This window comes from Streptoalloteichus hindustanus (genome assembly GCF_900129375.1).
In the GTDB taxonomy this organism is placed as follows: domain Bacteria; phylum Actinomycetota; class Actinomycetes; order Mycobacteriales; family Pseudonocardiaceae; genus Streptoalloteichus; species Streptoalloteichus hindustanus.
On the sequence record NZ_FQVN01000001.1, the window covers coordinates 985,847 to 1,007,982 of the forward strand.

The window sequence follows — 22,136 nt, forward strand, 5'->3', positions numbered from 1 at the left end:
GCGTCGCCTGCCCCGGTCGGGCGACGGCGCCGGCCCTCCCGTGAGCTGAGTCACCTCCTTGGGGGGTGTGAGGGTCGCGGAGCGTCACGTTTCCCGGTTCGGGGCGTCGACACCCGAGTGCGTCTGCTCACTGCGGGAACACCAGCCGTGTCGCGCCCGTTGCGTGGGGGGACGGACGCCAGCCGTACAGCCCAGTGCCCTCGGCGCCCCTTGTCGGGGAGAGCTCCCGGTGAGCAGAGCGGTACGCTGGTCAGATCGGAGGTCCCGTCCAGCCCGTGGGCGGTGGGGCCCCGTCGCCCGACATGCAAGTCAGGGAGGGTCGAGGCCGCACCGCGGCCGCAGTTGGATGGACCGCAAGCGCCTGCTCCGCAACCCACTGCTCTGGATCCTGGCGGTGGTGCTGCTCTACATGTCCTTCAGTTACCTGCTCGACGACACTCGTGCGTACAAGCAGGTGGTCACCTCGAAGGCCATCGAGCAGCTTGCGAACAACAACGTCCAGGAAGCCACGCTGGAGGACAAGGAGCAGCGGCTCAGGCTCACCCTGAAGTCACCTGTCGACGGCACCGACCGGCTGATCACTCAGTACCCGGCCGGCGCCGTCAACCACGTCGTCCAGTCGCTGGCCAACGCCAAGAACATGGACAAGGGCTGGAACACCAAGGTGACCCAGGAGTCGCTGCTGTTCCAGATCCTCATCTACGTCATCCCGCTCGGCCTGCTGTTGCTGCTGCTGATGTGGATGATGAACAACGTCCAGGGCGGCGGGAACCGCGTCCTGAACTTCGGCAAGTCCCGGGCCAAGCAGCTCTCCAAGGACATGCCGAAGACCACCTTCGCCGACGTCGCCGGGGCCGACGAGGCCGTCGAGGAGCTGCAGGAGATCAAGGACTTCCTGCAGAACCCCGGCCGGTACCAGGCGCTCGGCGCCAAGATCCCCAAGGGCGTGCTGCTCTACGGCCCGCCGGGCACCGGCAAGACGCTGCTGGCCCGCGCCGTGGCCGGCGAGGCCGGGGTGCCGTTCTACTCGATCTCCGGCTCCGACTTCGTCGAGATGTTCGTCGGCGTCGGCGCCTCCCGGGTCCGCGACCTGTTCGAGCAGGCCAAGCAGAACGCGCCCTGCATCATCTTCGTCGACGAGATCGACGCGGTCGGCCGGCACCGCGGCGCCGGCCTGGGCGGCGGCCACGACGAGCGTGAGCAGACGCTGAACCAGCTCCTCGTCGAGATGGACGGCTTCGACTCGCGGGGCGGCATCATCCTGATCGCCGCGACCAACCGGCCGGACATCCTGGACCCGGCGCTGCTGCGCCCCGGCCGGTTCGACCGGCAGATCCCGGTGTCCTCGCCCGACCTGCGCGGCCGCCAGGCGATCCTGCGCGTGCACGCCAAGGGCAAGCCGTTGGCCCAGGACGTGGACCTGGACGGGCTGGCCAAGCGCACCGTCGGCATGTCCGGCGCCGACCTGGCCAACGTGATCAACGAGGCGGCCCTGCTCACCGCCCGGCAGCACGGCACCGTCATCACCGGCCCCGCGCTGGAGGAGGCGGTCGACCGGGTGATCGGCGGCCCCGCCCGCAAGAGCCGGGTGATCTCCGAGCACGAGAAGAAGATCACCGCCTACCACGAGGCCGGGCACACGCTGGCCGCGTGGGCCATGCCGGACCTGGAGCCGGTCTACAAGGTCACGATCCTGCCGCGCGGCCGCACCGGCGGCCACGCCCTGGTCGTCCCCGAGGACGACAAGCAGGTCATGACCCGCTCGGAGATGATCGGCCGGCTGGTGTTCGCGCTCGGCGGCCGCGCCGCCGAGGAGCTGGTCTTCCACGAGCCCACCACCGGCGCGTCCTCCGACATCGAGCAGGCGACCAAGATCGCCCGCGCGATGGTCATGGAGTACGGCATGAGCGGTCGGCTGGGCGCGGTGAAGTACGGCGAGCAGGAGGGCGAGCCCTTCCTCGGCCGGGCCATGGCGCACGCGCCGAACTACTCGCTCGAGGTCGCCCACGAGATCGACGAGGAGGTGCGCAAGCTGATCGAGGCGGCGCACACCGAGGCGTGGGAGATCCTCAACACCTACCGGCCGCAGCTCGACGCGCTCACCCTGGAGCTGATCGAGAAGGAGACGCTCCAGCGCAAGGATCTGGAGCGGATCTTCTCCGACGTCGTGAAGCGGCCGCGGATCACCCTGTTCAACGACTTCGGCGGGCGCACGCCCTCCGACCAGCCGCCGATCAAGACCCCGGCCGAGCTGGCCAAGGAGCGCGGCGAGCCGTGGCCTCCGGTGGAGGAGCGGACGCCGACCCCGGTCGGCACCGCGCCGGGCGCCGGCGAGCTGCCGACGCCGCAGCCGACGTCCCCCGGCCCGAACGGGGTCGGCGCGTTCCCGCCGGCGCAGCAGCAGCCGCCGCAGGGCGGACCGGCTCCGGTGCCGCCGGGGCAGGGTGCTCCCACCCCGTACCCGCCGACCTCGCAGCTCCCCGCGCAGCCGGTGGCCCAGGGCAACCAGCAGCAGCCCAACCCGCAGGGCCCGCCGTACTACGGCGCGCCCCCCGGGTGGACCCCGGCGACGACCCCGGCCGGCCGCGACTGGCCGCCGGCCTCGTGGGGCACCGGCGAGTGGCAGCCCGGCGCCGGTCAGCAACCGGTCCAGGGCCAGCCGCCCCAGGGACAGTCGATGCAGGGTCAGTCGATGCAGGGTCAGTCGGTGCAGGGCCAGCCGGCGCCCGGGCAGGGGCAGCCCGAGCAGGGCCGTCCCCCCGCGCGGCCGGAGGGCGACCAGACGAGGCGGATCGACACCGACTCGTGGGAGGGTGGCCGCTGACCAGCGGTCCTACCTGCGGAGGACATGTGACCAGCACGGTCGACGACGTGACCGACGCCGCCGGCGGGGTTCTGCCCCGCCGGCGGGCGTTCGACCAGGCCCGGGCCGAGGCCGCGGTGCGGGAACTGCTGCTCGCCTGCGGCGAGGACCCGGACCGGGAGGGCCTGCGGGACACCCCGGCCCGGGTGGCCAGGGCCTACCGGGAGCTGTTCGCCGGCCTGCACACCGACCCGGACGCGGTGCTGAACCGGACCTTCGACGAGAGTCACGAGGAACTGGTCCTGGTCACCGACATCCCGATGTACAGCACCTGCGAGCACCACCTGCTGCCGTTCCACGGCGTCGCCCACGTCGGCTACATCCCGAACGAGCACGGCCGGGTGACCGGGCTGTCCAAGCTCGCCCGCCTGGTCGACCTCTACGCGAAGCGACCGCAGGTGCAGGAGCGGCTGACCTCGCAGGTCGCCGACGCGCTCGTGCGCAAGCTGGACCCGCGCGGCGTGATCGTCGTGGTCGAGGCCGAGCACCTGTGCATGGGCATGCGGGGCATCCGCAAGGCGGGGTCGAAGACGACGACGTCGGCGGTGCGCGGGCTGCTGCGCACTTCGGCGTCCTCCAGGGCCGAGGCCCTCGCGTTGATCAACCAGCGGCGGTGAGCGTGCACCGCCTGTTGCCCCGGCCGGGGCGGTGCGCGGTGGTCGGCGTGCTCAACGTCACCCCCGACTCGTTCTCCGACGGCGGCCGGTACCTCGACCGGGACGACGCCGTGCGGCACGGCGTCGAGATGTTCCGCCGTGGAGCGGACATGGTGGACGTGGGCGGCGAGTCGACGCGGCCCGGCGCCGACCGGGTGGCCCCCGCGATCGAGGCGGCCAGGGTGGTGCCGGTGATCCGCGAGCTGGTCGCCGAGGGCGTGCCGGTCAGCGTGGACACCATGCGGGCCGAGGTGGCCGAGGCCGCGTTGGCGGCCGGCGCCACGGTCGTCAACGACGTCTCCGGCGGGCTGGCCGACGAGCGGATGGCGTCCCTGGTCGCCGAGGCCGGGGTGCCGTGGATCCTTATGCACTGGCGGGGGCACAGCCGGCGGATGAACGACCTGGCCCGGTACGCCGACGTCGTCACCGAGGTGCGGGACGAGCTGCGGGCCAGGGCGGACGCGGCGCTGGCCGCCGGGGTGGACGCGGCGGCGCTGGTGCTGGACCCCGGGCTCGGCTTCGCCAAGAACGCCGAGCACAACTGGGCGTTGCTGAACCGGCTGGACGTGCTCCTCGACCTGGGCCTGCCGGTGCTGGTCGGCGCCTCCCGCAAGCGCTTCCTGGGCGCGTTGCTCGCCGACGCCGACGGCCGCCCCCGCCCGCCGGACGGTCGGGAGCTGGCGACGGCGGTGGTGTCGGCGCTGTCGGCGGCGGCGGGCGCGTGGGGCGTGCGGGTGCACGACGTGGACTCGTCGCTGGACGCGGTGGCCGTGGCGCACGCGTGGGGCGGACGACTGGTCGCGTCATGATCGGTGGCCGGGCGGGTGTCCCACCGGAGCGCCCCGACGCCGTGGGCGATCATGGGTGTCGGGTGGCCCTCGGCGCGCGCGAGTCGCGGGCGACCCGCGTGGTGGTGGCCCGGCCGACGGCCGAGGCGCGCGGACTGGGCGTGGAGGCGATGGCATGACCGACCGGATCACCCTGACCGGGCTGCGCGTGCGCGGCCACCACGGGGTCTTCGAGCACGAGAAGCGGGACGGCCAGGACTTCCTGGTCGACATCGTGGTGTGGATCGACCTGGACCGGGCCGCGGCCACCGACGACCTCGCGCACACCCTGCACTACGGCGAGCTGGCCGAGCGGGCCGCCGCGATCGTGGGCGGCGAGCCGTGCGACCTGATCGAGACCGTGGCGGGCCGGGTGGCCGACGAGGTGATGGGCGACGAGCGCGCGCACGCCGTGGAGGTGACCATCCACAAGCCCGCCGCGCCGATCCCGCTGGACTTCGCCGACGTGGCGGTCACCATCCGCCGGTCCCGCAAGGGCGGGCGGGGACGGGCGGTGCCGGCGTGAGCCGCGCGGTGCTGTCGATCGGCTCCAACCTGGGGGACCGGATGGCCCACCTCGGGTTGGTGCTGGACTCGTTGGGGCCGGCCGTGGTGGCGGTCTCGCCGGTGTACGAGACGGCTCCGTGGGGTCCGGTGCCGCAGGGCGACTACCTCAACGCGGTCGTCGTCGTGGACGATCCCGGGGTGGACGCGCGCGGCTGGCTGGAGCGGGCGTGGGCCTGCGAGCGGGCGGCCGGGCGGACCAGGGACGTGCGGTGGGGACCCCGCACGCTGGACGTCGACGTCGTGCACGTGGAGGGTGTCGTCTCGGACGACCCCGAGCTGGTGCTGCCGCACCCGAGAGCACACGAACGGGCGTTCGTGCTGCGGCCGTGGCTGGACGTGGAGCCGGCGGCGGAGCTGCCCGGCCGGGGCCCGATGGCCGCGGCGCTGGCCGCGCTGCCGGAGGAGGAGCGCGCGGGCGTGCGCCGGCGTGACGACCTCGTGCTGGCGGTCGGACACTGATCCGGTCGGGCACTGTTCCGGTCGGACACTGATCCGGACGGACACTGGGACCAACTGACCCGGTCGGGCACTGACCAGGGGCGGGCGGGACCGACCCGCCGGAGCGGGACGGACGTCGGCCGAGGCGGGAGGGAGCTGCCGTGAGGTTCACCAGAGTGCGTGATCTTGTCTGGGTGGTCCTCGTCGCCGGTGTGGTGGCGCACCTGGCGGTGCGGCAGTCCTACGGCGTCCTGCCCGCGTTCCCGACGTTCGCGGGCGTCACGCTGTTCCTGCTGGCAGTCGTGGAGGCGGTGCTCGGTTTCGCGCTGCGCGCCCGCATCCACCGCCGGCCGGGAACCCGCCCGGTGCAGCCGCTGACGGCGGCGAGGTCGGTCGCGCTGGCCAAGGCGTCCTCCCTCGTGGGGGCGCTGATGGTGGGTGTGTGGGCCGGCGTGCTGGGCTATGTTCTGCCGCGCCGGGGTGACCTGGCATCCGCCGCCGGGGACAGCACGACCGCGATCATCGGTGTGGTCTGCGCGTTGTTGCTGGTGGGTGCGGCGTTGTGGTTGGAGTACTGCTGCAAGACGCCCGAAGGGCCGGAGGACCGTGATGCGCCGAACGGACGCGAGTAGGTCTCGGACTGATAACCCCCGGGTACCGTAATGGGCATGAGCGGCCCCGGTGGTGCGAACCGTGAGCGCGCGAGTGGCCGTGGTTCCCCGTGGATCTGGCTCGTCGTGCTGGTCCTGGCCGCGGGCGCCACGGCGGTTCTCGTCCTCAGCAACGACGCCCGGTGGTTGCGGCTGGGCATGGTCGCCGCGCTGTGGGCGGCCCTGGTCGGCGCGTTCGTCGCGGCCAGGTACCGGCGCGAGGCGCTCGAGCGGGACGACGACGCGGCCGAGCTGCGCACCGTCTACGAGCTCGAGCTGGAGCGCGAGGTGGCGGCCCGCCGCGAGTACGAGCTGGAGGTCGAGGCCGAGACCCGGCGCCGGCTGGAGGAGGAGGCCAGGGAGGACCTGACGGCGCTGCGCTCGGAGCTGCGCACGCTGCGGGAGAACCTGGAGGCCCTGCTCGGCGGCGAGGTCCTGGTCGAGCGGGTCGCGTTGCGCGCCGAGTCGACCAGGATGCGCTCGCTGTCCGACCAGGCGCGGCTGCTCGCGGTGGGTGAGGACCGGATCGTCGAGGGCGGGGAGCGGCGGGGCCTGCCGGTCGGGAAGTCCGTCGACACCGTCGACGTGGACCCCGAGGAGGTCACGCAGCTCCTCGGGCCGATCCGGGTGGAGTCGGCCGGGCGCAAGGAGCCGCGCCAGCCGGTGCGGGCCGAGGCGAAGCGCCCCCAACCGAAGCAGCCCGAACCGAAGCAGCCCCAGCCGAAGCAGCCGGTGGGCAAGCAGCCGGGGCCGAAGCGCCCGGAGCCGGAGCGGCTCGACCGGCAGCGCCAGCCCGTCCGGCGGGAGCCGGTGCGCCCCGGCCCCACCGTGCGCCGGGAGCCGGCGCAGCCTCCGAAGGGCCAGCCCGGCAAGCCCCAGCCGGTGAAGCCGCCGACGCCCAAGGCGCAGCCGGTCAAGGCGCAGGCGGCGAAGCCGCAGATGCCGAAGCCGAAGCCGGCGGTCAAGGCCACCGAGCCGCGGACCCAGATGCTCAAGGCGGAGGCGGCGCGCACCGAGGTCATCCGGCACGACGCGATCCCGCCCGTGGGCCGCCCCGAGCCCCGGCGCGAGGCCGCGCGGCCGGCCGCCGAGCCGCCCCGCCGGCCGGAGCCGCCGACGCCGGAGGTCGCCAGGGCGGTGGAGCCGGAGGTTCCCGCCCGTCAGGAGGCGCCAGCGGCGCGGCGGCACCGCGAGAGCGCGCCGGTGGAGCAGCGCACCGAGCTGGTGAGCCCGCCGATGCCGCCCAGGGCGGAGCCGGCCCGGCCGGTCGTCGAGCCGCACCCGCCGCAGCCGCCGCGTCCGGCCGCTGCCGCCGCCGACGAGCGCACCCGCGTGGTGCCCACGCCGCCGCCCTCCGGCGGGCGGCGGCACCGCGACGACGACTCCGACGCCGCCGCGCCCACCTGGGGCGTGGTCGGCGGGTGGTCGGAGGAGGACGGCGGCGGCCGCTCCGACGCGTCGGCCGGAGCGCACGGCGCGCGGTCCGAGGAGCCCGAGCAGGCGGGCGCGCACGCGTCGGGTCGTTCGGTCACCGAGTTGCTCGCCGCGCACGGCGGGGCGGGGGAGACCCCGCGCCGGCGGCGTCGGCGGGGCGACGACTGAACCCGACGACGGCCGACGCCCAGCCGTCGGGGCCGGGGAACTGACGAAAGGGGCCGCTGTCACCTGCGGGTGGCAGCGGCCCCTTCTCGTCGGATCTGCTCGTCGGGTCTACTTGGCGGGTCTACTTGTCGATGTCGCCGACGACGAGGGCGAACGACCCGAGCACGGCCGGCAGGTCGGCCACCGGCGTTCCTGGCAGCAGCCGGGCCAGCGCCTGGACGTTGTTGAACGACGGGGTCCGCAGCTTCAGCCGCCACGGCGTCTTCTCGCCCCGCGAGGACAGGTGCACGCCGGAGATGCCCAGCGGAGCCTCGACCCACGTGTAGACCGAGCCCTCGGGTGCCTTGACCGCCTTGGGCAGCCGGACGTTGACCGGGCCGGCCGGCAGGCGGTCGAGGCACTCCCGCGCCAGCCGGACCGACTGCTCGACCTCGCCGATCAGGCAGCGGACCCTGGCCAGGGCGTCGCCGGCGGTGTCGAGAACCGGGCGCACGGGCAGTTCGCCGTAGGCCAGGCCGGGGTCGTCGCGCCGCAGGTCCAGGTCGAGCCCGCTCGCCCTGGCGGCCGGGCCGGTCACCCCGAGGTCGAGCGCGTCCTCCCGGCTCAGCACGCCCACCCCCGCGTGCCGGGCCCGGAAGGACTCGTCGGCCACGGTCGCCGCCACGACCGCGGCCAGCGCATCCTCCACAGTGGACAGCGCGCGGCGCGTGTCGTCCGTCCAGCCGGCGGGCACGTCCTCGCGGAGCCCGCCGATCCGGCTGGCCATGAAGTGGATCCGCCCACCGGAGGCCGCCTCCAGCACGCCCTGCACGGCCTCGCGGCCGCGCTGGGCGGCCACCGTGCCGGCGGTCGGCTCGCCCACCAGCGCCCTGGTGAGCGGGGCCAGGAAGACCAGGTGCGCCAACACCCGGTTCAGCTCGCAGAGCAGGGTGCGCAGCCACACGGCGCGGGGCGGCACGTCCATGCCGGTCATCCGCTCGACGGCGGTCGCCACGGCCACCTCGTTGCAGAACGCGGCCAGCCAGTCGTGCCGGTTGGCCAGCGTGAGGACCTGGCGGTAGTCCCGCACCTCGAACAGCTTCTCCGCGCCCCGGTGCAGGTGGCCGACGAGGGGTTCGGCGGTGGCCACCAGCGGCCGCTCGTCCGGTCCGTCCAGGGTCAGCCGCAGCCGGTAGGCGCCGTGGGCCGAGGGGTGCAGCGGCCCGAGGTCGATCACCCGGTCCACCCCGAGGTACGCGGCTCCCGCGCCGACGCCGACGGTCTCCTGCCTGGTCACGGTGGCCATGCTCGCACGCGTCGCGCGCGGGCCGCCGACCACGGGGGCGCCTGTCGGGGTCCTACCGTGCCGGCCGCTTCGCCCGGTCGCCGTCTCGTCCGGTCGCCGTCTCGTCCGGCGACGTGGATCAGGGATGCCAGGGTGGGAGGCCGGGCAGCAGCTCCTCGGCCCCGGCTCCGGCCGTGGTCTGGAGCAGCCAGCCGAACCGGCCCAGTCCGGTGGCGTCCCGCAGCTCCGCGACGCGGCCGGCGCGCGCGGTCGCGGAGAGCCACGCGGTGGGGTTCGACACCGCCAGCGCCGCCGGCGGCGGTGTCTCGTCGAGCCCCAGGGCGGCGAGCGCGTCGCGTTGGCCGACCAGCGCGCTGCTCGTCGCGCCGGCCGCCGCGCCCGCGGCGGCGCAGGCGTCCATGGCGACGTGGGCGGTGATGTCGCAGGTTCCGTCGGGAACGGGGCGGACGAGCTGGCCGCCGCGGTAGGCCGCGAGCGTTCCGGCGCGGTGTCGGCCGGCCAGGCGGTCCGCCTTCCGGTGTCCGTAGTCGACGGCCAGGGCCGCCCCTGCCCGGACCCGGCGGACCGTGTCCGCCCACGCGAGGTCGCGCTCGACCCCGGCCTCGGCGCGCTCGCCCTCGGCGCGCGTCGGCCACCAGCGCTCCAGCCACGCGCGGTGCCGCTCGGACACCGGTTCGCCGATTCCTTCCCCGCCAAGGGAATCCACGGCGACGTGCACAATTTGTCCACAGTGGACGGTGGTGACCGGGCACGGCACGGCGTCCAGCCACTCGTGGCCAACCAGGAGGCCAGTCACCTCTTCAGGTGGTTCCCCGCGCCACGTGACCGCCGGGTTCCCCTTGTCGGGCGGGCGGATTTCCACGGCGACGACCCGCAACCGCCGGCGGAGGGCGGCCGGCGCGCGTTCGGCGACCGCGGTCGCGAGCTCCCCACCGCCGGCGCCGACGTCCACGAAATCCAGCCGGGACGGGCGGTCCAGACCGGCGTCGACCCGGTCGAGCAGGGCTAGCACGGCCTCGGCGAACTCGGGCCCGACCAGCGGCGCGGTGCGGAAGTGCGCCGCCGGGCGCTCCCCGCGACCGAAGAACCCGTCCGGGCCGTAGAGCGCGTCCTGCCACGCGTCCCGCCAGTTCCGTCTCACCCGACGACGGTACGGAACCGCGCCCCCGCGCGGCGCCCGCCCGCGCCCGTCGCGCCGGTTCCGGGTGGTGGCCAGGGAATCCGGGCCGCCCACCGGGCCACGTAGGGTGCTTGTCCGTGATCAACGCAGCCCCGTCGAACCCGCCCGACAGGTTGGTCCGCCGATCCCGGCGGCGGACAGTCGTGCTGCTCCCCGTCGCCGGCCTGATCGCCCTGGGCGTGTGCGGACTGGTGCTGCTCGGCGTAGCCACCGACCGGGTCGGACTGGCGGCGGTGCTCGTGGGCGCCGCGGCGGCGGCGCTGCCGGTGGGGCCGGTGGTGGGCACGTTCCTGTGGATCGACCGGTGGGAGCCGGAGCCGCCCAGGCTGATGCTCCTGGCCTTCCTGTGGGGCGCCTGCGTCGCCACGATCACCTCGTTGCTGCTCAACGACAGCGCCCAGGTGCTCGCCGACGCCGTGCTCGGCGCGGACGGGGGCGACACGGTCAAGGCGGTGATCGCCGCGCCGTTCGTCGAGGAGGCCACGAAGGGCGTCTTCGTGGTCGCGTTGCTGTGGAAGTGGCGCCAGGAGTTCGACGGCCTGGTGGACGGCGTCGTCTACGCGGGGCTGACCGCGGCCGGGTTCGCCTTCACCGAGAACATCTTCTACTTCGGGCGCGCCTTCTCCGAGGGCGGGTTCGGCGGCATGAGCCAGGGCGTGGTCGCGGTGTTCGTCCTGCGCGGCGTGCTCGCCCCGTTCGCCCACCCGTTGTTCACGGTGATGACCGGCCTGGGGGTCGGGGTGGCCGCCGCCGCGCGGAGCCGGAGCGCGCGCTGGCTCGCGCCGCTGGTCGGCTACCTCGTCGCCGTGGTGCTGCACGCGTTGTGGAACGGCTCGGCCACGCTCGGCAGCGGCGCGGTGTTCATCAACTTCTACTTCCTGGTCATGGTGCCGATCTTCGGCGGCACCGCCGCGCTGGTGGTCTGGCAGCGCCGGCGCGAGCAGCGGATCCTGGCCGCGCAGTTGCCGGGCTTCGCGGAACTGGGCTGGATTCCCGGCAGCGAGGTCGAGCTGCTCGGCAGCCTGCCCGGCCGTCGGGCCTGGCGTCGCGCGGTGCGGCGACGCGGCGGGGACGTCGCGGCCAAGGCGGTCGCCACTTACCAGGCCACGGCGACGGAACTCGCGTTTTTGCGACATCGCGTCTCCCGGGGCACCACCGGAGTGGAGGCCGACCAGCGGCAGGAGGAGCTGCTCGCCGCGCTGCGCGAGGCGAGGGCGGTCGTGGTCGCCAGCACACCGGCCAGCCGTGGCCGGGCGACCGCCTAGCGCGTCGCGCCCGGCCAGTCCGGTCGCCCGTCGCGCACCGCTCCGCACCGCACCGCACCGCACCGCACCGCTCCGCACCGCTCCGCTCCGCACCGCTCCGCTCCGCACCGCTCGGCGGCGATCGACCGCCCGACCGTGTGCCCTGGTCGGCGGCCCGTTCGCACCCGGTCGGACGGTGGGGCGCCGAGTGGTCGCACCGGGCCGCCCCACCGGGTGAAGCTCATCACCAGAAGACGTGTGCGCCCACCCGCGCCGGTTACTCTCGCGCCGCCGTCCGGTACCCGCGGCAGGCGCGGGACTGGAACTGCACGGAGGAGCGAACGCATGACCAGGCCGGCCCGCCTCGCGGTGGGCGTCGTCTCGGCGGGCCGCGTCGGCGCGGTGCTGGGCGCCGCTCTCGCCCGCGTCGGGCACGTCGTGGTCGCCGCCTCCGGGGTCTCCCGGGACTCCGTGCGCCGCGCCGAGGACCTGCTGCCGGACGTGCCGCTGCTGCCGCCGGACGAGGTCGTCGCGCGTTCCGACCTGGTGCTGCTCGCCATCCCCGACGACGTGCTGCCCGGCACGGTGCGCGGCCTGGCCGCCGCCGGCGCCTTCAGGGCCGGCCAGATCGTCGTGCACACCTCCGGCTCCCACGGCGTCGACGTGCTCGCGCCCGCCGCCGAGCAGGGCGCGCTCGCGTTGGCCCTGCACCCCGTGATGACCTTCACCGGGCGCTCCGAGGACCTCGACCGGCTGGCCGCCTGCTGCTTCGGGGTCACCGCGTCGCCGGACGACGACGTCGCGTGGAACGTCGGCGAGGCGCTGGTCGTGGAGATGGGCGCGGAGCCGGTGCGCGTGCCGGAGGCGGCCCGCCCGCTCTACCACGCGGCCCTGGCGCACGGCGCCAACCACCTGATCACGCTGGTGGCCGACGCCGCCGACCTGCTCCGCCGCGCCGGGGTGGACAATGCCGAACGGCTGCTCGGCCCGCTGCTGTCCGCGGCGCTCGACAACGTGTTGCGGCACGCGGACCGCGCGTTGACCGGGCCCGTCGCCCGTGGCGACGTCGGCACCCTGCGCAGGCACCTGGCCGTCCTGGGCTCCGCCGCGCCCGACTCCGTGCCCGCCTACCGGGCGCTGGCCCGGCGCACCGCGGAGCGCGCCGAGGCCGCCGGGGTGCTCCGCGCCGACGCCGCCCCCGAGGTCAGGGCGGCGTTGCGAGACGAACACGGCGAACAGGGATAGGACAGCGAGATGACGCCGAACAGGCCCGGCACCGGTTACACCCCGGGTGAGCTGACGGTGCACCACGACCCGGCCGAGCTGGGTCGGGTCACCCGGGCGCTGCGCACGGTCGGCCGGCGGATCGTGCTGGTGCCGACCATGGGCGCGCTGCACGAGGGGCACCGCGAGCTGGTCCGGCGGGCGCGGCGCATCCCGAACGCCGTCGTCGTGGTCTCGGTCTTCGTCAACCCGCTGCAGTTCGGCCCGAGCGAGGACTTCGACCGGTACCCGCGCACGCTGGACGCCGACGTCGAGGCCTGCCGGGCCGAGGGCGCCGAGCTGGTGTTCGCGCCGTCCGCCGCCGCCATGTACCCGGAGGGCATGCGGACCACCGTGCGGCCCGGCCCGGTGGGTGAGGAGCTGGAGGGCGCGTCCCGGCCCGGGTTCTTCACCGGGGTGCTCACCGTGGTGGCCAAGCTGTTCAACGTCGTCCGACCGGACATGGCGTTCTTCGGCGAGAAGGACTACCAGCAGCTCGTGGTGGTCCGCCAGATGGTCCGCGACCTGGACATGGACGTGCGGGTCGTCGGCATCCCGACCGTGCGGGACGCGGACGGCCTCGCGCTGTCCTCCCGCAACGCCTACCTCTCGGACCGGGAGCGGGCCAGCGCGCTGGCGCTGTCCGCCGCGCTGTCGGCCGGCGCCCACGCCGGCGCCGGTGGCGGCGAGGCCGTGCTCGCGGCCGCGCGCGCGGTGCTCGCGGCCGACCCGGCCGTGGCGGTCGACTACCTGGAGCTGCGCGACCTCGACCTCGGCCCCGCGCCGGCGTCGGGAGAGGCGCGGCTGCTCGTCGCCGCCAGGGTGGGCGCCACCCGGCTGATCGACAACTGCTCGGTGCTGCTCGGCGCCGACGTCGCCGGGACGCCGGGTGCGACCGACCCGACCGAAACCACGTCGCCGACGGGACTGGCGGGGGACCCCGCGGCGTCGCGCCAGGCGCCGGGCGCCGGCTGCTGAGACAGGGGGCTGCGATGTTCCGCACCATGTTGAAGTCCAAGATCCACCGGGCCACGGTGACCCAGGCCGACCTGCACTACGTCGGCTCGCTCACCGTGGACGAGGACCTGATGGACGCCGCCGACCTGCTGCCGGGCGAGCAGGTCGCCATCGTCGACGTGACCAACGGCGCCCGCCTGGAGACCTACGTCATCCCCGGCGAGCGGGGCAGCGGCGTGCTGGGCATCAACGGCGCCGCCGCGCACCTGGTGCACCCCGGCGACCTGGTGATCGTCATCAGCTACGGCGTCATGGACGAGCTGGAGGCCCGCGCCTACCGGCCGAAGGTCGTCTTCGTCGACGCCGACAACCGCGTGGTCGAGCGGGGCAGCGACCCGGGGCACGCCCCGGAGGGCTCGGGGCTGACCAGCGGCGCCGTCGTGGCCGCCGAGCCGGAGGCGCCGCCGGCCGAGACGGTCGACGCCGCCCGGCTGGACGCCCTGCTGCAGCCGGAGAGCTGACCGCGGGCCGCCGCCCGCCAGCGGGCGGTGGCCCCGCGCTGTCCTCCGCCGGCCGACCGGTCGGTGTGAACCGTTGACGAGTAAGGGGTTTCGGGGTGCTGCTCGCCATCGACGTCGGCAACACCAACATCGTCCTCGGCCTGTACTCCGGGCGGGGCGCGGACGCCATCCTGATCAGGGACTGGCGGATGCGCACCGACCCCAGGATGACCGCGGACGAGCTGGCGTTGACCGTGCGCGGCCTGCTCGGGGCGCACGCCGACGAGATCACCGGCATCGCCGCGCTGTCCACCGTGCCCGCCGTGCTGCGCGAGCTGCGGGTGATGCTCGGCCGGTACTACGCGACCGTGCCCAGGGTGATCGTCGAGCCCGGGGTGCGCACCGGTGTCCCCCTGCTGGTGGACAACCCCAAGGAGGTGGGCGGCGACCGCGTGATCAACACGCTGGCCGCGCACCACCTGCACAGCACCAACTGCGTCGTGGTGGACTTCGGCACCTCGACCAACATCGACGTGATCTCGCAGAAGGGCGAGTTCCTCGGCGGGGTGTTCGCCCCCGGCATCGAGATCTCGGTCGACGCGCTCGCCTCGCGGGCGGCCCAGCTCCGCAAGGTCGAGCTGGTCCGACCCCGCTCGGTGATCGGCAAGAACACGGTGGAGTGCCTGCAGTCGGGCATCGTCTACGGCTTCGCCGGGCAGGTCGACGGGCTGGTGCGGCGGATCGTGGCCGAGCTGGAGACGCAGTACGACGGGCCGACGACGGTGATCGCCACCGGTGGTCTGGCGCCGCTCGTGGTGGCGGAGTCGACGATGATCCAGCACCACGTGCCGGACCTGACCCTGCTCGGGCTGCGCCTGGTGTTCGAGCGCAACGTCCGCTGAGTCACGGGGACGCTGAGTCACGGGGACACCGAGTCACGGAGACCCTGGCTGGGTGACTGGTGGGCCACCCGTGCGTGGCCTACCAGACCGGCGGGGCCGGGGTCCGTCGTTCACTCTCCCGGGGACGGAGTTGTCCACAGGCGCCGAGTTCGTCCACAGGTTGATCTCGTGTGCTGGGGCGGCGGGTGCTGGGCCGATAGGCTGGAGCAGGGCTCGCCCCCCAGGGCGGGTGGGGGCTGTCCCCGGGGGAAAGAAAGACGCGAAAAGTTTTCTATTTCTGTGTGACTTCCTGCGAAGGGGCGGGTAGGCCGGAATTGTTCCGGCGCATTGCCGCGTGATCGGCTTCACCGCCGCTGCCGGCGCGCCGCGCGCACCGCGATCGTCACCAGGGGGAGCGCGAACTCGCCCTCCCCGCCGTCCGGTCGTGCCCGCAGGTACGCGAGCACGCGGTCCAGCAACGCCGCCCGGTCCGCCGGGGTCCGGACCAGGGCCAGCGAGTGGGTGCCGATCATCGCGGTCACCGACTCCGCCGTCCGCCGCCACACGTGGCCGAACTCCGCCCGGTCCGGCGGCGTGAAGCACTCGTGGATCGGCAGGCCCCGCCCCGCGAACCGGCTGCGGCACACGCCGGTCTCGGCCACGTCCACCAGCCCGGCCACCCAGCCCACCCGGTCGTCCAGGACGTCCCACAACACCGCCAGCACGCCGCCGGCGGAGAGCACCCGCGCCGCCTCCCGCAGCGCCGGCTGCGGGTCGAACCAGTGGAACGCCTGGCCCACCAGGACCGCGTCCACCGCCGCGTCCGGCAGGGGAAGGTCCTCGGCCGTCCCGGCCAGCACCGGCACGCCCGGCGCCCGCCGCGCGAACTCGGCCCGCATCGCGGGGTCCGGCTCGACGGCGACGACCTCCCGCCCCGGCCCGACCAGCGCCGAGGTCAGCTTCCCGGTGCCGGCGGCCAGGTCCAGGAGCCGGGGCTGCCGGCGGTCGCGCACCGGCTCCAGGCACCAGCGCACCGCGCCGGCGGGGTAGTCGGGGCGGTGGACGGCGTACTCGGCCGCCCGTTCCCCGAACGACCTCGCCCGCCGCGCGCGCAGCTCCGGCTCGGGGAGCTCGGCGAGCGGGTCCACCACCCCACGGTAGCCAACGGGCGCGGTTCCGTACCCTTGTGCACCGTGACTGAGCAGCCCCAGCAGCAGCCCGTGACCAGCGGCGACGACGTCCCGGAGCAGATGCGGGTGCGCCGGCAGAAGCGGGAGCGACTGCTGGCTGCCGGCGTCGACCCGTACCCCGTCGAGCTGCCCCGCACCCACACCCTGCGCGAGGTGCGGGAGACCCACACCGACCTGCCCCCGGACACCGCCACCGGCGACCTGGTCGGCGTGACCGGCCGGGTGATGTTCGTGCGCAACACCGGCAAGCTCTGCTTCGCCACCCTCCGCGAGGGCGACGGTACCGAGCTCCAGGCGATGCTCAGCCTGGACAAGGTCGGCCAGGAGCGGCTGGCGGACTGGAAGTCCGACGTCGACCTGGGCGACCACGTGTTCGTGCACGGCGAGGTCATCACCTCCCGCCGCGGCGAGCTGTCGGTGCTGGTCGACGACTGGCGGATGGCGGCGAAGGCGGTCCGCCCGCTGCCCGTCGCGCACAAGGACCTCGCCGAGGAGACCCGGGTCCGGCAGCGGTACGTCGACCTCATCCTCCGCGAGCAGGCCCGCGACACGGTGCGCGCCCGCGCGGGCGTGCTGCGCTCGCTGCGCGACTCGTTCCACCGCAGGGGCTTCCTGGAGGTGGAGACGCCGATGCTGCAGACGCTGCACGGCGGCGCCGCCGCCCGGCCCTTCGTCACGCGCTCCAACGCGTTCGACATCGACCTCTTCCTGCGGATCGCGCCGGAGCTGTACCTGAAGCGCTGCGTGGTCGGCGGCATCGAGAAGGTCTTCGAGATCAACCGGAACTTCCGCAACGAGGGCAGCGACTCCTCGCACTCGCCGGAGTTCGCGATGCTGGAGTTCTACGCGGCGTACGAGACGTACGACTCGATGGCGGTGATCACCCGGCAGCTCGTCCAGGAGGCCGCCGACGCGGTCTTCGGCACGCAGGTCGTGACCCTGGCCGACGGCACCGAGTACGACCTGTCCGGCGACTGGACGAGCCTGACGATGTACGGCTCGCTGTCCGAGGCGCTGGGCGAGGAGGTCACCCCGGGCACGTCGGTCGAGCTGCTGCGCAAGTTCGCCGAGCGGCACGAGCTGGACGTCGACCCGAAGCTGGGCCACGGCAAGCTCGTCGAGGAGCTGTGGGAGCACCTGGTCGGCCGGCACCTGGTCGCCCCGACCTTCGTGCGCGACTTCCCGCTGGAGACCTCCCCGCTGACCCGGCAGCACCGCAGCGAGCCGGGCGTCGCGGAGAAGTGGGACCTCTACGTCCGGGGCTTCGAGCTGGCCACCGGCTACTCCGAGCTGGTCGACCCGGTCGTCGAGCGGGAGCGGCTGGAGGCGCAGTCCCGGCTGGCCGCCGCCGGCGACGAGGAGGCCATGCGGCTGGACGAGGACTTCCTGCGCGCACTTGAGTACGGAATGCCGCCGAGCGGTGGCGTGGGAATGGGTATCGACCGGCTGCTGATGGCGCTGACCGGGCTCGGGATCCGCGAGACGATCCTGTTCCCCCTCGTCCGCCCGGAATGACGCGTGGGGAGTGTTGCATTATTCTTCCCGAGGCGCTAGAACTGCCGCAGGTTTGGCTGCCGTAGTCTTTGTGGCGCCACCGGCGGTCGGGGCTTTCCGCGCCGCCATTCCATTGCAGGGAGGATGACGCGTATGGCGCAGAAGGTCACCGTTCAGCTCGTGGACGACCTGGACGGGTCCGAGGCCAACGAGACGGTTGAGTTCGCGCTGGACGGCGTGACCTACCAGATCGATCTTTCTGAGGCGAACGCGGAGAAGCTGCGCAAGAGCCTCGCCGACTTCGTGGGCGCGGCCCGGCGCGCCGCCGGTGGTCGTCGCCGGAGCGCCGGACGGGGTCCGGCCCGGCCGGCGCCGGCCCGCCCGGCCGCCGCCGACCGGGAGCAGAACCAGGCGATTCGCGAGTGGGCGCGCAAGCGGGGCATGAAGGTGTCCGACCGCGGCCGCATCCCGGCCGACGTGCTCGAGGCGTACCACAACGAGAACTGAGTTCACGGCTTCGGCCGCGAGGAGGGGGCTTTCGCTCGACGAGCGAAAGCCCCCTCCTCGTCTTGTCGTCAGCCCCGCCGTATTCCCGGACTTAACATGGTCCACACCTAACGGTGTATGACGCGGCGGAAACTGTCAGTCACAAGCGTTTGGCCCCGCCCGCGAGCGTCGCGGACGGGGCCAAACGCGGATGATCGCATGGCGGGAACAGCCGGTCGAGGGAAATGACTGACGCTTCTCGCCGCTCTTGACGGGAACGGCGTCGGTCGTCCTGGCCGGAGCGCTGTTCCTCCCTTCGGCTCCGCCGTGCCCGCCGCTGTCAGCCGGGGCCGGACCCCGGGATGACGGCGCCGCGCATTCCTGCCAGCGTCTCTGCCTGTCAGGGCCCGCCAGGGCCCCGGCTCGGCTTGTCCGTGCGGCGCGGTGCCGAGGCCGCGGAATTCCTGTCAGCCTTCTCGGGTGGGAAGGAAGGCTCCGGCCGCCCCCGTGTTCTCCGCGCTCACTCGGCTGTGTGGCGAACCCCACTGCGGCGGGGGCGCTGCCCGGAGCGGTGCTGGAACCCGCTTTCGGGTGATCACCCGGTGGGTGGCTGACCGGCCGGCTCCGCGGTGCCGTCGGACCCCCCGGATGGGGCCACCGGGAGGACCGAGTGTGGTGAAGCGGGGGTCCGGGCTGACCACTGTGCGCCGATCCCACCGGGGAGATCGGGCTCTCATTCGGGCGACCACGCTGTTCCGTTAGGCTGAGCGCGCCAGAGATTAGGTGCGCCTAACCTAATAAGGTGGTCTGATCGCGGGGAGGAGCGCGGCGTGAGCCAGAGCGTGACCAAACCGGCCCCGCCCCCTGCTGACCGGGTGAGCGTGGCGCGGAACGGCGGCCCCGGCGGCGAGGTCATCGCCGCCCGGCGCCGGCGGCGCGTGCTGGGGCTGCTGGCGGTGCTGGTCGGCCTGGTGGTCGCCTGCCTGCTGAGCGTCGCCTTCGGCGCGAAGGAGATGTCCCTCGACACCGTGTGGCACGCGCTGGTCAGCCCGACCGGCGGTGAGAACGACATCGTGGTCCGGTCCCAGCGGCTGCCCAGGACCTTCCTCGGCCTGGTCGTGGGCATCGCGCTCGGCATCGGCGGCGCCCTCATGCAGGGCCACACCCGCAACCCGCTGGCCGACCCGGGCCTGCTCGGCGTCACCCAGGGCGCGGCCTTCACCGTCGTGCTCGGCATCTACACGCTGGGCGTCACCAACATCTACGGCTACGTCTGGTTCGGCTTCGGCGGCGCGCTGCTGGCCAGCGCGGGCGTGTTCCTGCTCGGCTCGGTCGGCAGGGGCGGCCCCACGCCGATCACGCTGGCCCTCGCCGGCGCGGCCATGAGCGCCCTGCTGCACTCGCTGACCTCGGCGGTGGTCCTGCTCGACGCGCAGGCGCTGGACGTCTACCGGTTCTGGAAGGTCGGCGCGATCGCCGGCCGCGACGTCAACCTGGCCCTCCAGGTGCTGCCGTTCGTGGTGCTCGGCCTGCTGCTGGCGTTCGCCAACGCGCCCGGCATGAACGCGCTCGCGCTGGGCGAGGACGTCGCCCGCTCCCTGGGGCAGCGGGTCCGGCTCACCCGCACGCTCGGCATCGTCGCGATCACCCTGCTCACCGGGTCGGCGGTGGCGGTGTGCGGGCCGATCTCGTTCGTGGGGCTGGTCGTGCCGCACATCGCGCGCGCCGTGGTGGGCTCCGACTACCGGTGGATCCTGCCGTACTCGGGGCTGCTCGGCGCGATGATGCTGCTGCTCGCCGACGTCGCGGGCCGGGTCGTGGCGCGGCCCGGCGAACTCCAGGTCGGGATCATGCTCGCCGTCGTGGGCGCGCCCTTCTTCATCGCACTGGTCCGGCGCAGGAAGTTGGTGCGGCTGTGACGCGCGGAGCACCGGGAACGCTCGGACTGGGGACCGGCGCGGCCGAGGGCCGGGAGCGGGTGCCCGGCCGCCCGCCGCTGCGCGTGGGACCCGCCTCCTGGGTGCTGCGGGCGCGGGCGCTGGCCGTCCCGCTGGTCGGGCTGGCCGCCGTGGTCCTGCTGATGGCGGTGAGCATCGGCCGGGGCGAGTTCCCGCTCAGCGTCGGCGACGTGCTGGAGGTGCTCGCCGGCGGCGGCGACCGCCCGCAGCGGTACATCGTGCTCGACCTGCGGCTGCCGCGCTCGCTGACCGGCGCGCTGGTCGGCGCGGCGCTGGGCCTGTCCGGCGCGCTCACCCAGACCATCACCCGCAACCCGCTGGCCACCCCGGACATCACCGGCATCACCGCCGGCGCCGGCGCGGCCGCGGTCGGCGTGATCGTGGTCGGCGGCAGCTACGGCGCGATCACCGGCCCGCTCGCCGAGATCGGCGTGCCGCTCGCCGGCCTGCTGGGCGGCCTGCTCAGCGCGCTCGCGGTCTACCTGCTGGCGTGGCAGCGCGGCGTCGAGGGGTACCGGCTGGTGCTGGTCGGCCTGGGCGCGCACGCGCTGCTCATCAGCGTCACCTACTGGCTGCTGACCCTGGGCGACGTCACCGACGCCGGGCGCGCGGTGGTGTGGCTGACCGGCAGCCTCAACGGGCGCGGCTGGGAGCACGTGCAGCCGGTCGGCTGGGCGCTGGCGGTCCTGGTGCCGCTGACGCTGCTCGGGGCGCACGCGCTCGGCGCGCTCCAGATGGGCGACGACACGGCGCGGGGCCTCGGCGTCCGGGTGAACCTCACCAGGGCGGCGCTGCTGCTCGCGGCGGTCGCGCTGGCCGCGGTGGCCACCGCCTCCGCCGGGCCGGTCGCCTTCGTCGCCCTGGCCACCCCGCAGATCGCCATGCGGCTGTCCCGCACGGCCCAGCCGCCGCTCATCGCCTCGGCGGTGGTCGGCGCGGTGCTGACCGTGGGCTCCGACCTCGTGGCCCGCACCGCCTTCGGCGGCGTCGAACTGCCGGTGGGGATCATCACCGCCGTCCTCGGCGCCCCGTACCTGATGTACCTGCTCGTCCGGCGTTACCGGGAGGTCCGCGCATGACCGCGCTACCCGCAGCCGAGCCCGTCGGGCCGGAGACGACCGCGCGGCGGGGCGGCCCGCCGGGCGCCCGCCTGCACGCGGAGGGCCTGCGGCTGGGCTACGGCGAGAACGTCATCGTCGACGGGCTCGACATCGAGGTGCTCGACAACACCGTCACCGCGGTGATCGGCCCGAACGGGTGCGGCAAGTCCACCCTGCTGCGCGCGCTCGGCCGCCTGCTCAACCCGCAGCGGGGGCACGTGCTCCTGGACGGCAGGCGCGTCGACCGCATGCCCACCAAGGAGGTGGCCAGGGTCATCGGCGTGCTGCCGCAGACCCCGCAGGCGCCCGAGGGGCTGACCGTGGCCGACCTGGTCGCCAGGGGCCGTCACCCGCACCAGACCTGGTACCGGCAGTGGTCCTCGGACGACGAGTCGGCGGTGTCCGAGGCGCTGCGGCTCACCGGCATGCTGGAGTTCGCCGAGCGGACGCTGGACCAGCTCTCCGGCGGCCAGCGGCAGCGCGCGTGGATCTCGATGGCGCTGGCGCAGGGCACCGACCTGCTGCTGCTCGACGAGCCGACCACCTACCTCGACCTGGCGCACCAGGTCGACGTGCTGGACCTGGTGCACCGGCTGCACACCGAGGCGGGCCGGACCGTGGTGATGGTGCTGCACGACCTGAACCTCGCCGCGCGGTACGCCGACCGGTTGGTCGCCATGCGCGCCGGGCGGATCATCGCCCAGGGCGAGCCCGGCGAGGTCCTCACCGAGGAGCTGCTGCGCGAGGTGTTCGAGCTGGAGGCCAGGGTCATCCCCGACCCGGTCTCCGGCACGCCGCTGGTCGTGCCGATCGGCTCCCGGCACCGCGACCGCTGACCGGGCGCGGAACACGGCTGGACGAGCGCGCCCCGTCGGGCCCGCCGTGCCGCTCCAGGGCGGCCGGCGCCGACGGGGCGCGCGGCCGTGGGCCGGGCACGGGCGGGAGACGGTGGCGCGCTCCGGGGTGGCCGGGGACGGCAGAAGAGGGCGGCAGAA

At 74.3% G+C, this 22,136-nt stretch carries 20 protein-coding genes; 17 read left to right on the forward strand and 3 right to left on the reverse strand.

Going from position 1 to position 22,136, the window contains the following annotated elements:
• Positions 1–346: 346 nt before the first annotated feature.
• The 7 genes from ftsH (at position 347) to BUE43_RS04705 (ending at position 7,603) form a co-directional block, all read left to right on the forward strand.
• Complete coding sequence (gene ftsH, locus BUE43_RS04675) at positions 347–2,824, forward strand: ATP-dependent zinc metalloprotease FtsH (RefSeq protein ID WP_083959295.1); 2,478 nt, start codon at positions 347–349, stop codon at positions 2,822–2,824.
• A 26-nt stretch (positions 2,825–2,850) separates the two neighbouring features.
• The gene (gene folE, locus BUE43_RS04680; RefSeq protein WP_073479995.1) at positions 2,851–3,480 is read left to right on the forward strand and encodes a GTP cyclohydrolase I FolE; all 630 of its coding nucleotides are present in this window, start codon (positions 2,851–2,853) and stop codon (positions 3,478–3,480) included.
• Positions 3,481–3,482: 2 nt separating this feature from the next.
• Positions 3,483–4,328 carry a dihydropteroate synthase gene (gene folP / locus BUE43_RS04685; RefSeq protein ID WP_073479996.1) on the forward strand — a complete coding sequence of 282 codons (846 nt, stop codon included), beginning with the start codon at positions 3,483–3,485 and terminating at the stop codon, positions 4,326–4,328.
• 154 nt (positions 4,329–4,482) lie between these two features.
• Positions 4,483–4,872, forward strand: a complete 390-nt coding sequence (gene folB / locus BUE43_RS04690; protein WP_073479997.1) for a dihydroneopterin aldolase — start codon at positions 4,483–4,485, stop codon at positions 4,870–4,872.
• Positions 4,869–5,372 (forward strand): 2-amino-4-hydroxy-6-hydroxymethyldihydropteridine diphosphokinase, encoded by a 504-nt coding sequence (folK, locus tag BUE43_RS04695; RefSeq protein WP_073479998.1) that lies wholly within the window; start codon positions 4,869–4,871, stop codon positions 5,370–5,372. The genes folB and folK overlap by 4 nt, the downstream gene beginning before the upstream one ends.
• A gap of 140 nt (positions 5,373–5,512) precedes the next feature.
• On the forward strand, positions 5,513–5,983 hold the full coding sequence (locus BUE43_RS04700) for a DUF3180 domain-containing protein (RefSeq protein ID WP_073479999.1): 471 nt from the start codon (positions 5,513–5,515) through the stop codon (positions 5,981–5,983).
• A gap of 36 nt (positions 5,984–6,019) precedes the next feature.
• Positions 6,020–7,603 carry a DUF6779 domain-containing protein gene (locus tag BUE43_RS04705; RefSeq protein WP_143173931.1) on the forward strand — a complete coding sequence of 528 codons (1,584 nt, stop codon included), beginning with the start codon at positions 6,020–6,022 and terminating at the stop codon, positions 7,601–7,603.
• A gap of 121 nt (positions 7,604–7,724) precedes the next feature.
• Here BUE43_RS04705 and BUE43_RS04710 read toward each other — a convergent pair whose 3' ends face one another.
• Both BUE43_RS04710 and BUE43_RS04715 read right to left on the reverse strand, forming a co-directional pair.
• Positions 7,725–8,879 (reverse strand): NADH-quinone oxidoreductase subunit D, encoded by a 1,155-nt coding sequence (locus BUE43_RS04710; protein WP_234995530.1) that lies wholly within the window; start codon positions 8,877–8,879, stop codon positions 7,725–7,727.
• Between the two features lie 127 nt (positions 8,880–9,006).
• Positions 9,007–10,029, reverse strand: coding sequence for an SAM-dependent methyltransferase (locus BUE43_RS04715; protein ID WP_073480288.1), 1,023 nt, complete (start codon positions 10,027–10,029; stop codon positions 9,007–9,009).
• A gap of 119 nt (positions 10,030–10,148) precedes the next feature.
• On the opposite strand from BUE43_RS04715, the gene BUE43_RS04720 reads away from it, so the two are divergent.
• The 5 genes from BUE43_RS04720 to BUE43_RS04740 all read left to right on the forward strand — a co-directional run bounded on the left by BUE43_RS04720 (position 10,149) and on the right by BUE43_RS04740 (position 14,934).
• On the forward strand, positions 10,149–11,333 hold the full coding sequence (locus BUE43_RS04720; protein ID WP_073480289.1) for a PrsW family intramembrane metalloprotease: 1,185 nt from the start codon (positions 10,149–10,151) through the stop codon (positions 11,331–11,333).
• A gap of 324 nt (positions 11,334–11,657) precedes the next feature.
• Complete coding sequence (locus BUE43_RS04725) at positions 11,658–12,557, forward strand: Rossmann-like and DUF2520 domain-containing protein (protein ID WP_073480002.1); 900 nt, start codon at positions 11,658–11,660, stop codon at positions 12,555–12,557.
• A gap of 9 nt (positions 12,558–12,566) precedes the next feature.
• The gene (gene panC, locus BUE43_RS04730) at positions 12,567–13,553 is read left to right on the forward strand and encodes a pantoate--beta-alanine ligase (RefSeq protein ID WP_083959297.1); all 987 of its coding nucleotides are present in this window, start codon (positions 12,567–12,569) and stop codon (positions 13,551–13,553) included.
• 14 nt (positions 13,554–13,567) lie between these two features.
• Positions 13,568–14,053: an aspartate 1-decarboxylase gene (gene panD, locus BUE43_RS04735; RefSeq protein ID WP_073480003.1), complete on the forward strand. Its 486-nt coding sequence runs from the start codon at positions 13,568–13,570 to the stop codon at positions 14,051–14,053.
• A gap of 95 nt (positions 14,054–14,148) precedes the next feature.
• Positions 14,149–14,934, forward strand: a complete 786-nt coding sequence (locus tag BUE43_RS04740) for a type III pantothenate kinase (protein ID WP_073480004.1) — start codon at positions 14,149–14,151, stop codon at positions 14,932–14,934.
• A 344-nt stretch (positions 14,935–15,278) separates the two neighbouring features.
• On the opposite strand, the gene BUE43_RS04745 is transcribed toward BUE43_RS04740, so the two are convergent.
• Positions 15,279–16,061 (reverse strand): class I SAM-dependent methyltransferase, encoded by a 783-nt coding sequence (locus BUE43_RS04745; RefSeq protein WP_073480005.1) that lies wholly within the window; start codon positions 16,059–16,061, stop codon positions 15,279–15,281.
• A 102-nt stretch (positions 16,062–16,163) separates the two neighbouring features.
• Between BUE43_RS04745 and lysS the strand changes: the two genes are divergently transcribed.
• The 5 genes from lysS to BUE43_RS04770 all read left to right on the forward strand — a co-directional run bounded on the left by lysS (position 16,164) and on the right by BUE43_RS04770 (position 21,977).
• A complete protein-coding gene (gene lysS, locus BUE43_RS04750; RefSeq protein WP_073480290.1) occupies positions 16,164–17,618 on the forward strand; it encodes a lysine--tRNA ligase in 1,455 nt (484 codons plus the stop codon).
• 132 nt (positions 17,619–17,750) lie between these two features.
• A complete protein-coding gene (locus BUE43_RS04755; RefSeq protein WP_073480006.1) occupies positions 17,751–18,104 on the forward strand; it encodes a histone-like nucleoid-structuring protein Lsr2 in 354 nt (117 codons plus the stop codon).
• An 809-nt stretch (positions 18,105–18,913) separates the two neighbouring features.
• Positions 18,914–20,002 (forward strand): FecCD family ABC transporter permease, encoded by a 1,089-nt coding sequence (locus tag BUE43_RS04760; protein ID WP_083959299.1) that lies wholly within the window; start codon positions 18,914–18,916, stop codon positions 20,000–20,002.
• On the forward strand, positions 19,999–21,120 hold the full coding sequence (locus tag BUE43_RS04765; protein WP_234995532.1) for a FecCD family ABC transporter permease: 1,122 nt from the start codon (positions 19,999–20,001) through the stop codon (positions 21,118–21,120). Before BUE43_RS04760 ends, BUE43_RS04765 begins: the two co-directional genes overlap by 4 nt.
• Positions 21,117–21,977 carry an ABC transporter ATP-binding protein gene (locus tag BUE43_RS04770; protein WP_083959300.1) on the forward strand — a complete coding sequence of 287 codons (861 nt, stop codon included), beginning with the start codon at positions 21,117–21,119 and terminating at the stop codon, positions 21,975–21,977. Before BUE43_RS04765 ends, BUE43_RS04770 begins: the two co-directional genes overlap by 4 nt.
• Positions 21,978–22,136: the final 159 nt, after the last annotated feature.

Excerpts from the sequence above, each read along its gene's own strand:
- panC (WP_083959297.1), top strand. The coding sequence starts at position 12,567 with ATGACGCCGAACAGGCCCGGCACCGGTTACACCCCGGGTGAGCTGACG.
- BUE43_RS04725 (WP_073480002.1), top strand. The coding sequence starts at position 11,658 with ATGACCAGGCCGGCCCGCCTCGCGGTGGGCGTCGTCTCGGCGGGCCGC.
- folB (WP_073479997.1), top strand. The coding sequence starts at position 4,483 with ATGACCGACCGGATCACCCTGACCGGGCTGCGCGTGCGCGGCCACCAC.
- panD (WP_073480003.1), top strand. The coding sequence starts at position 13,568 with ATGTTCCGCACCATGTTGAAGTCCAAGATCCACCGGGCCACGGTGACC.
- BUE43_RS04755 (WP_073480006.1), top strand. The coding sequence starts at position 17,751 with ATGGCGCAGAAGGTCACCGTTCAGCTCGTGGACGACCTGGACGGGTCC.
- lysS (WP_073480290.1), top strand. The coding sequence starts at position 16,164 with ATGCGGGTGCGCCGGCAGAAGCGGGAGCGACTGCTGGCTGCCGGCGTC.
- BUE43_RS04705 (WP_143173931.1), top strand. The coding sequence starts at position 6,020 with ATGAGCGGCCCCGGTGGTGCGAACCGTGAGCGCGCGAGTGGCCGTGGT.
- ftsH (WP_083959295.1), top strand. The coding sequence starts at position 347 with ATGGACCGCAAGCGCCTGCTCCGCAACCCACTGCTCTGGATCCTGGCG.
- BUE43_RS04770 (WP_083959300.1), top strand. The coding sequence starts at position 21,117 with ATGACCGCGCTACCCGCAGCCGAGCCCGTCGGGCCGGAGACGACCGCG.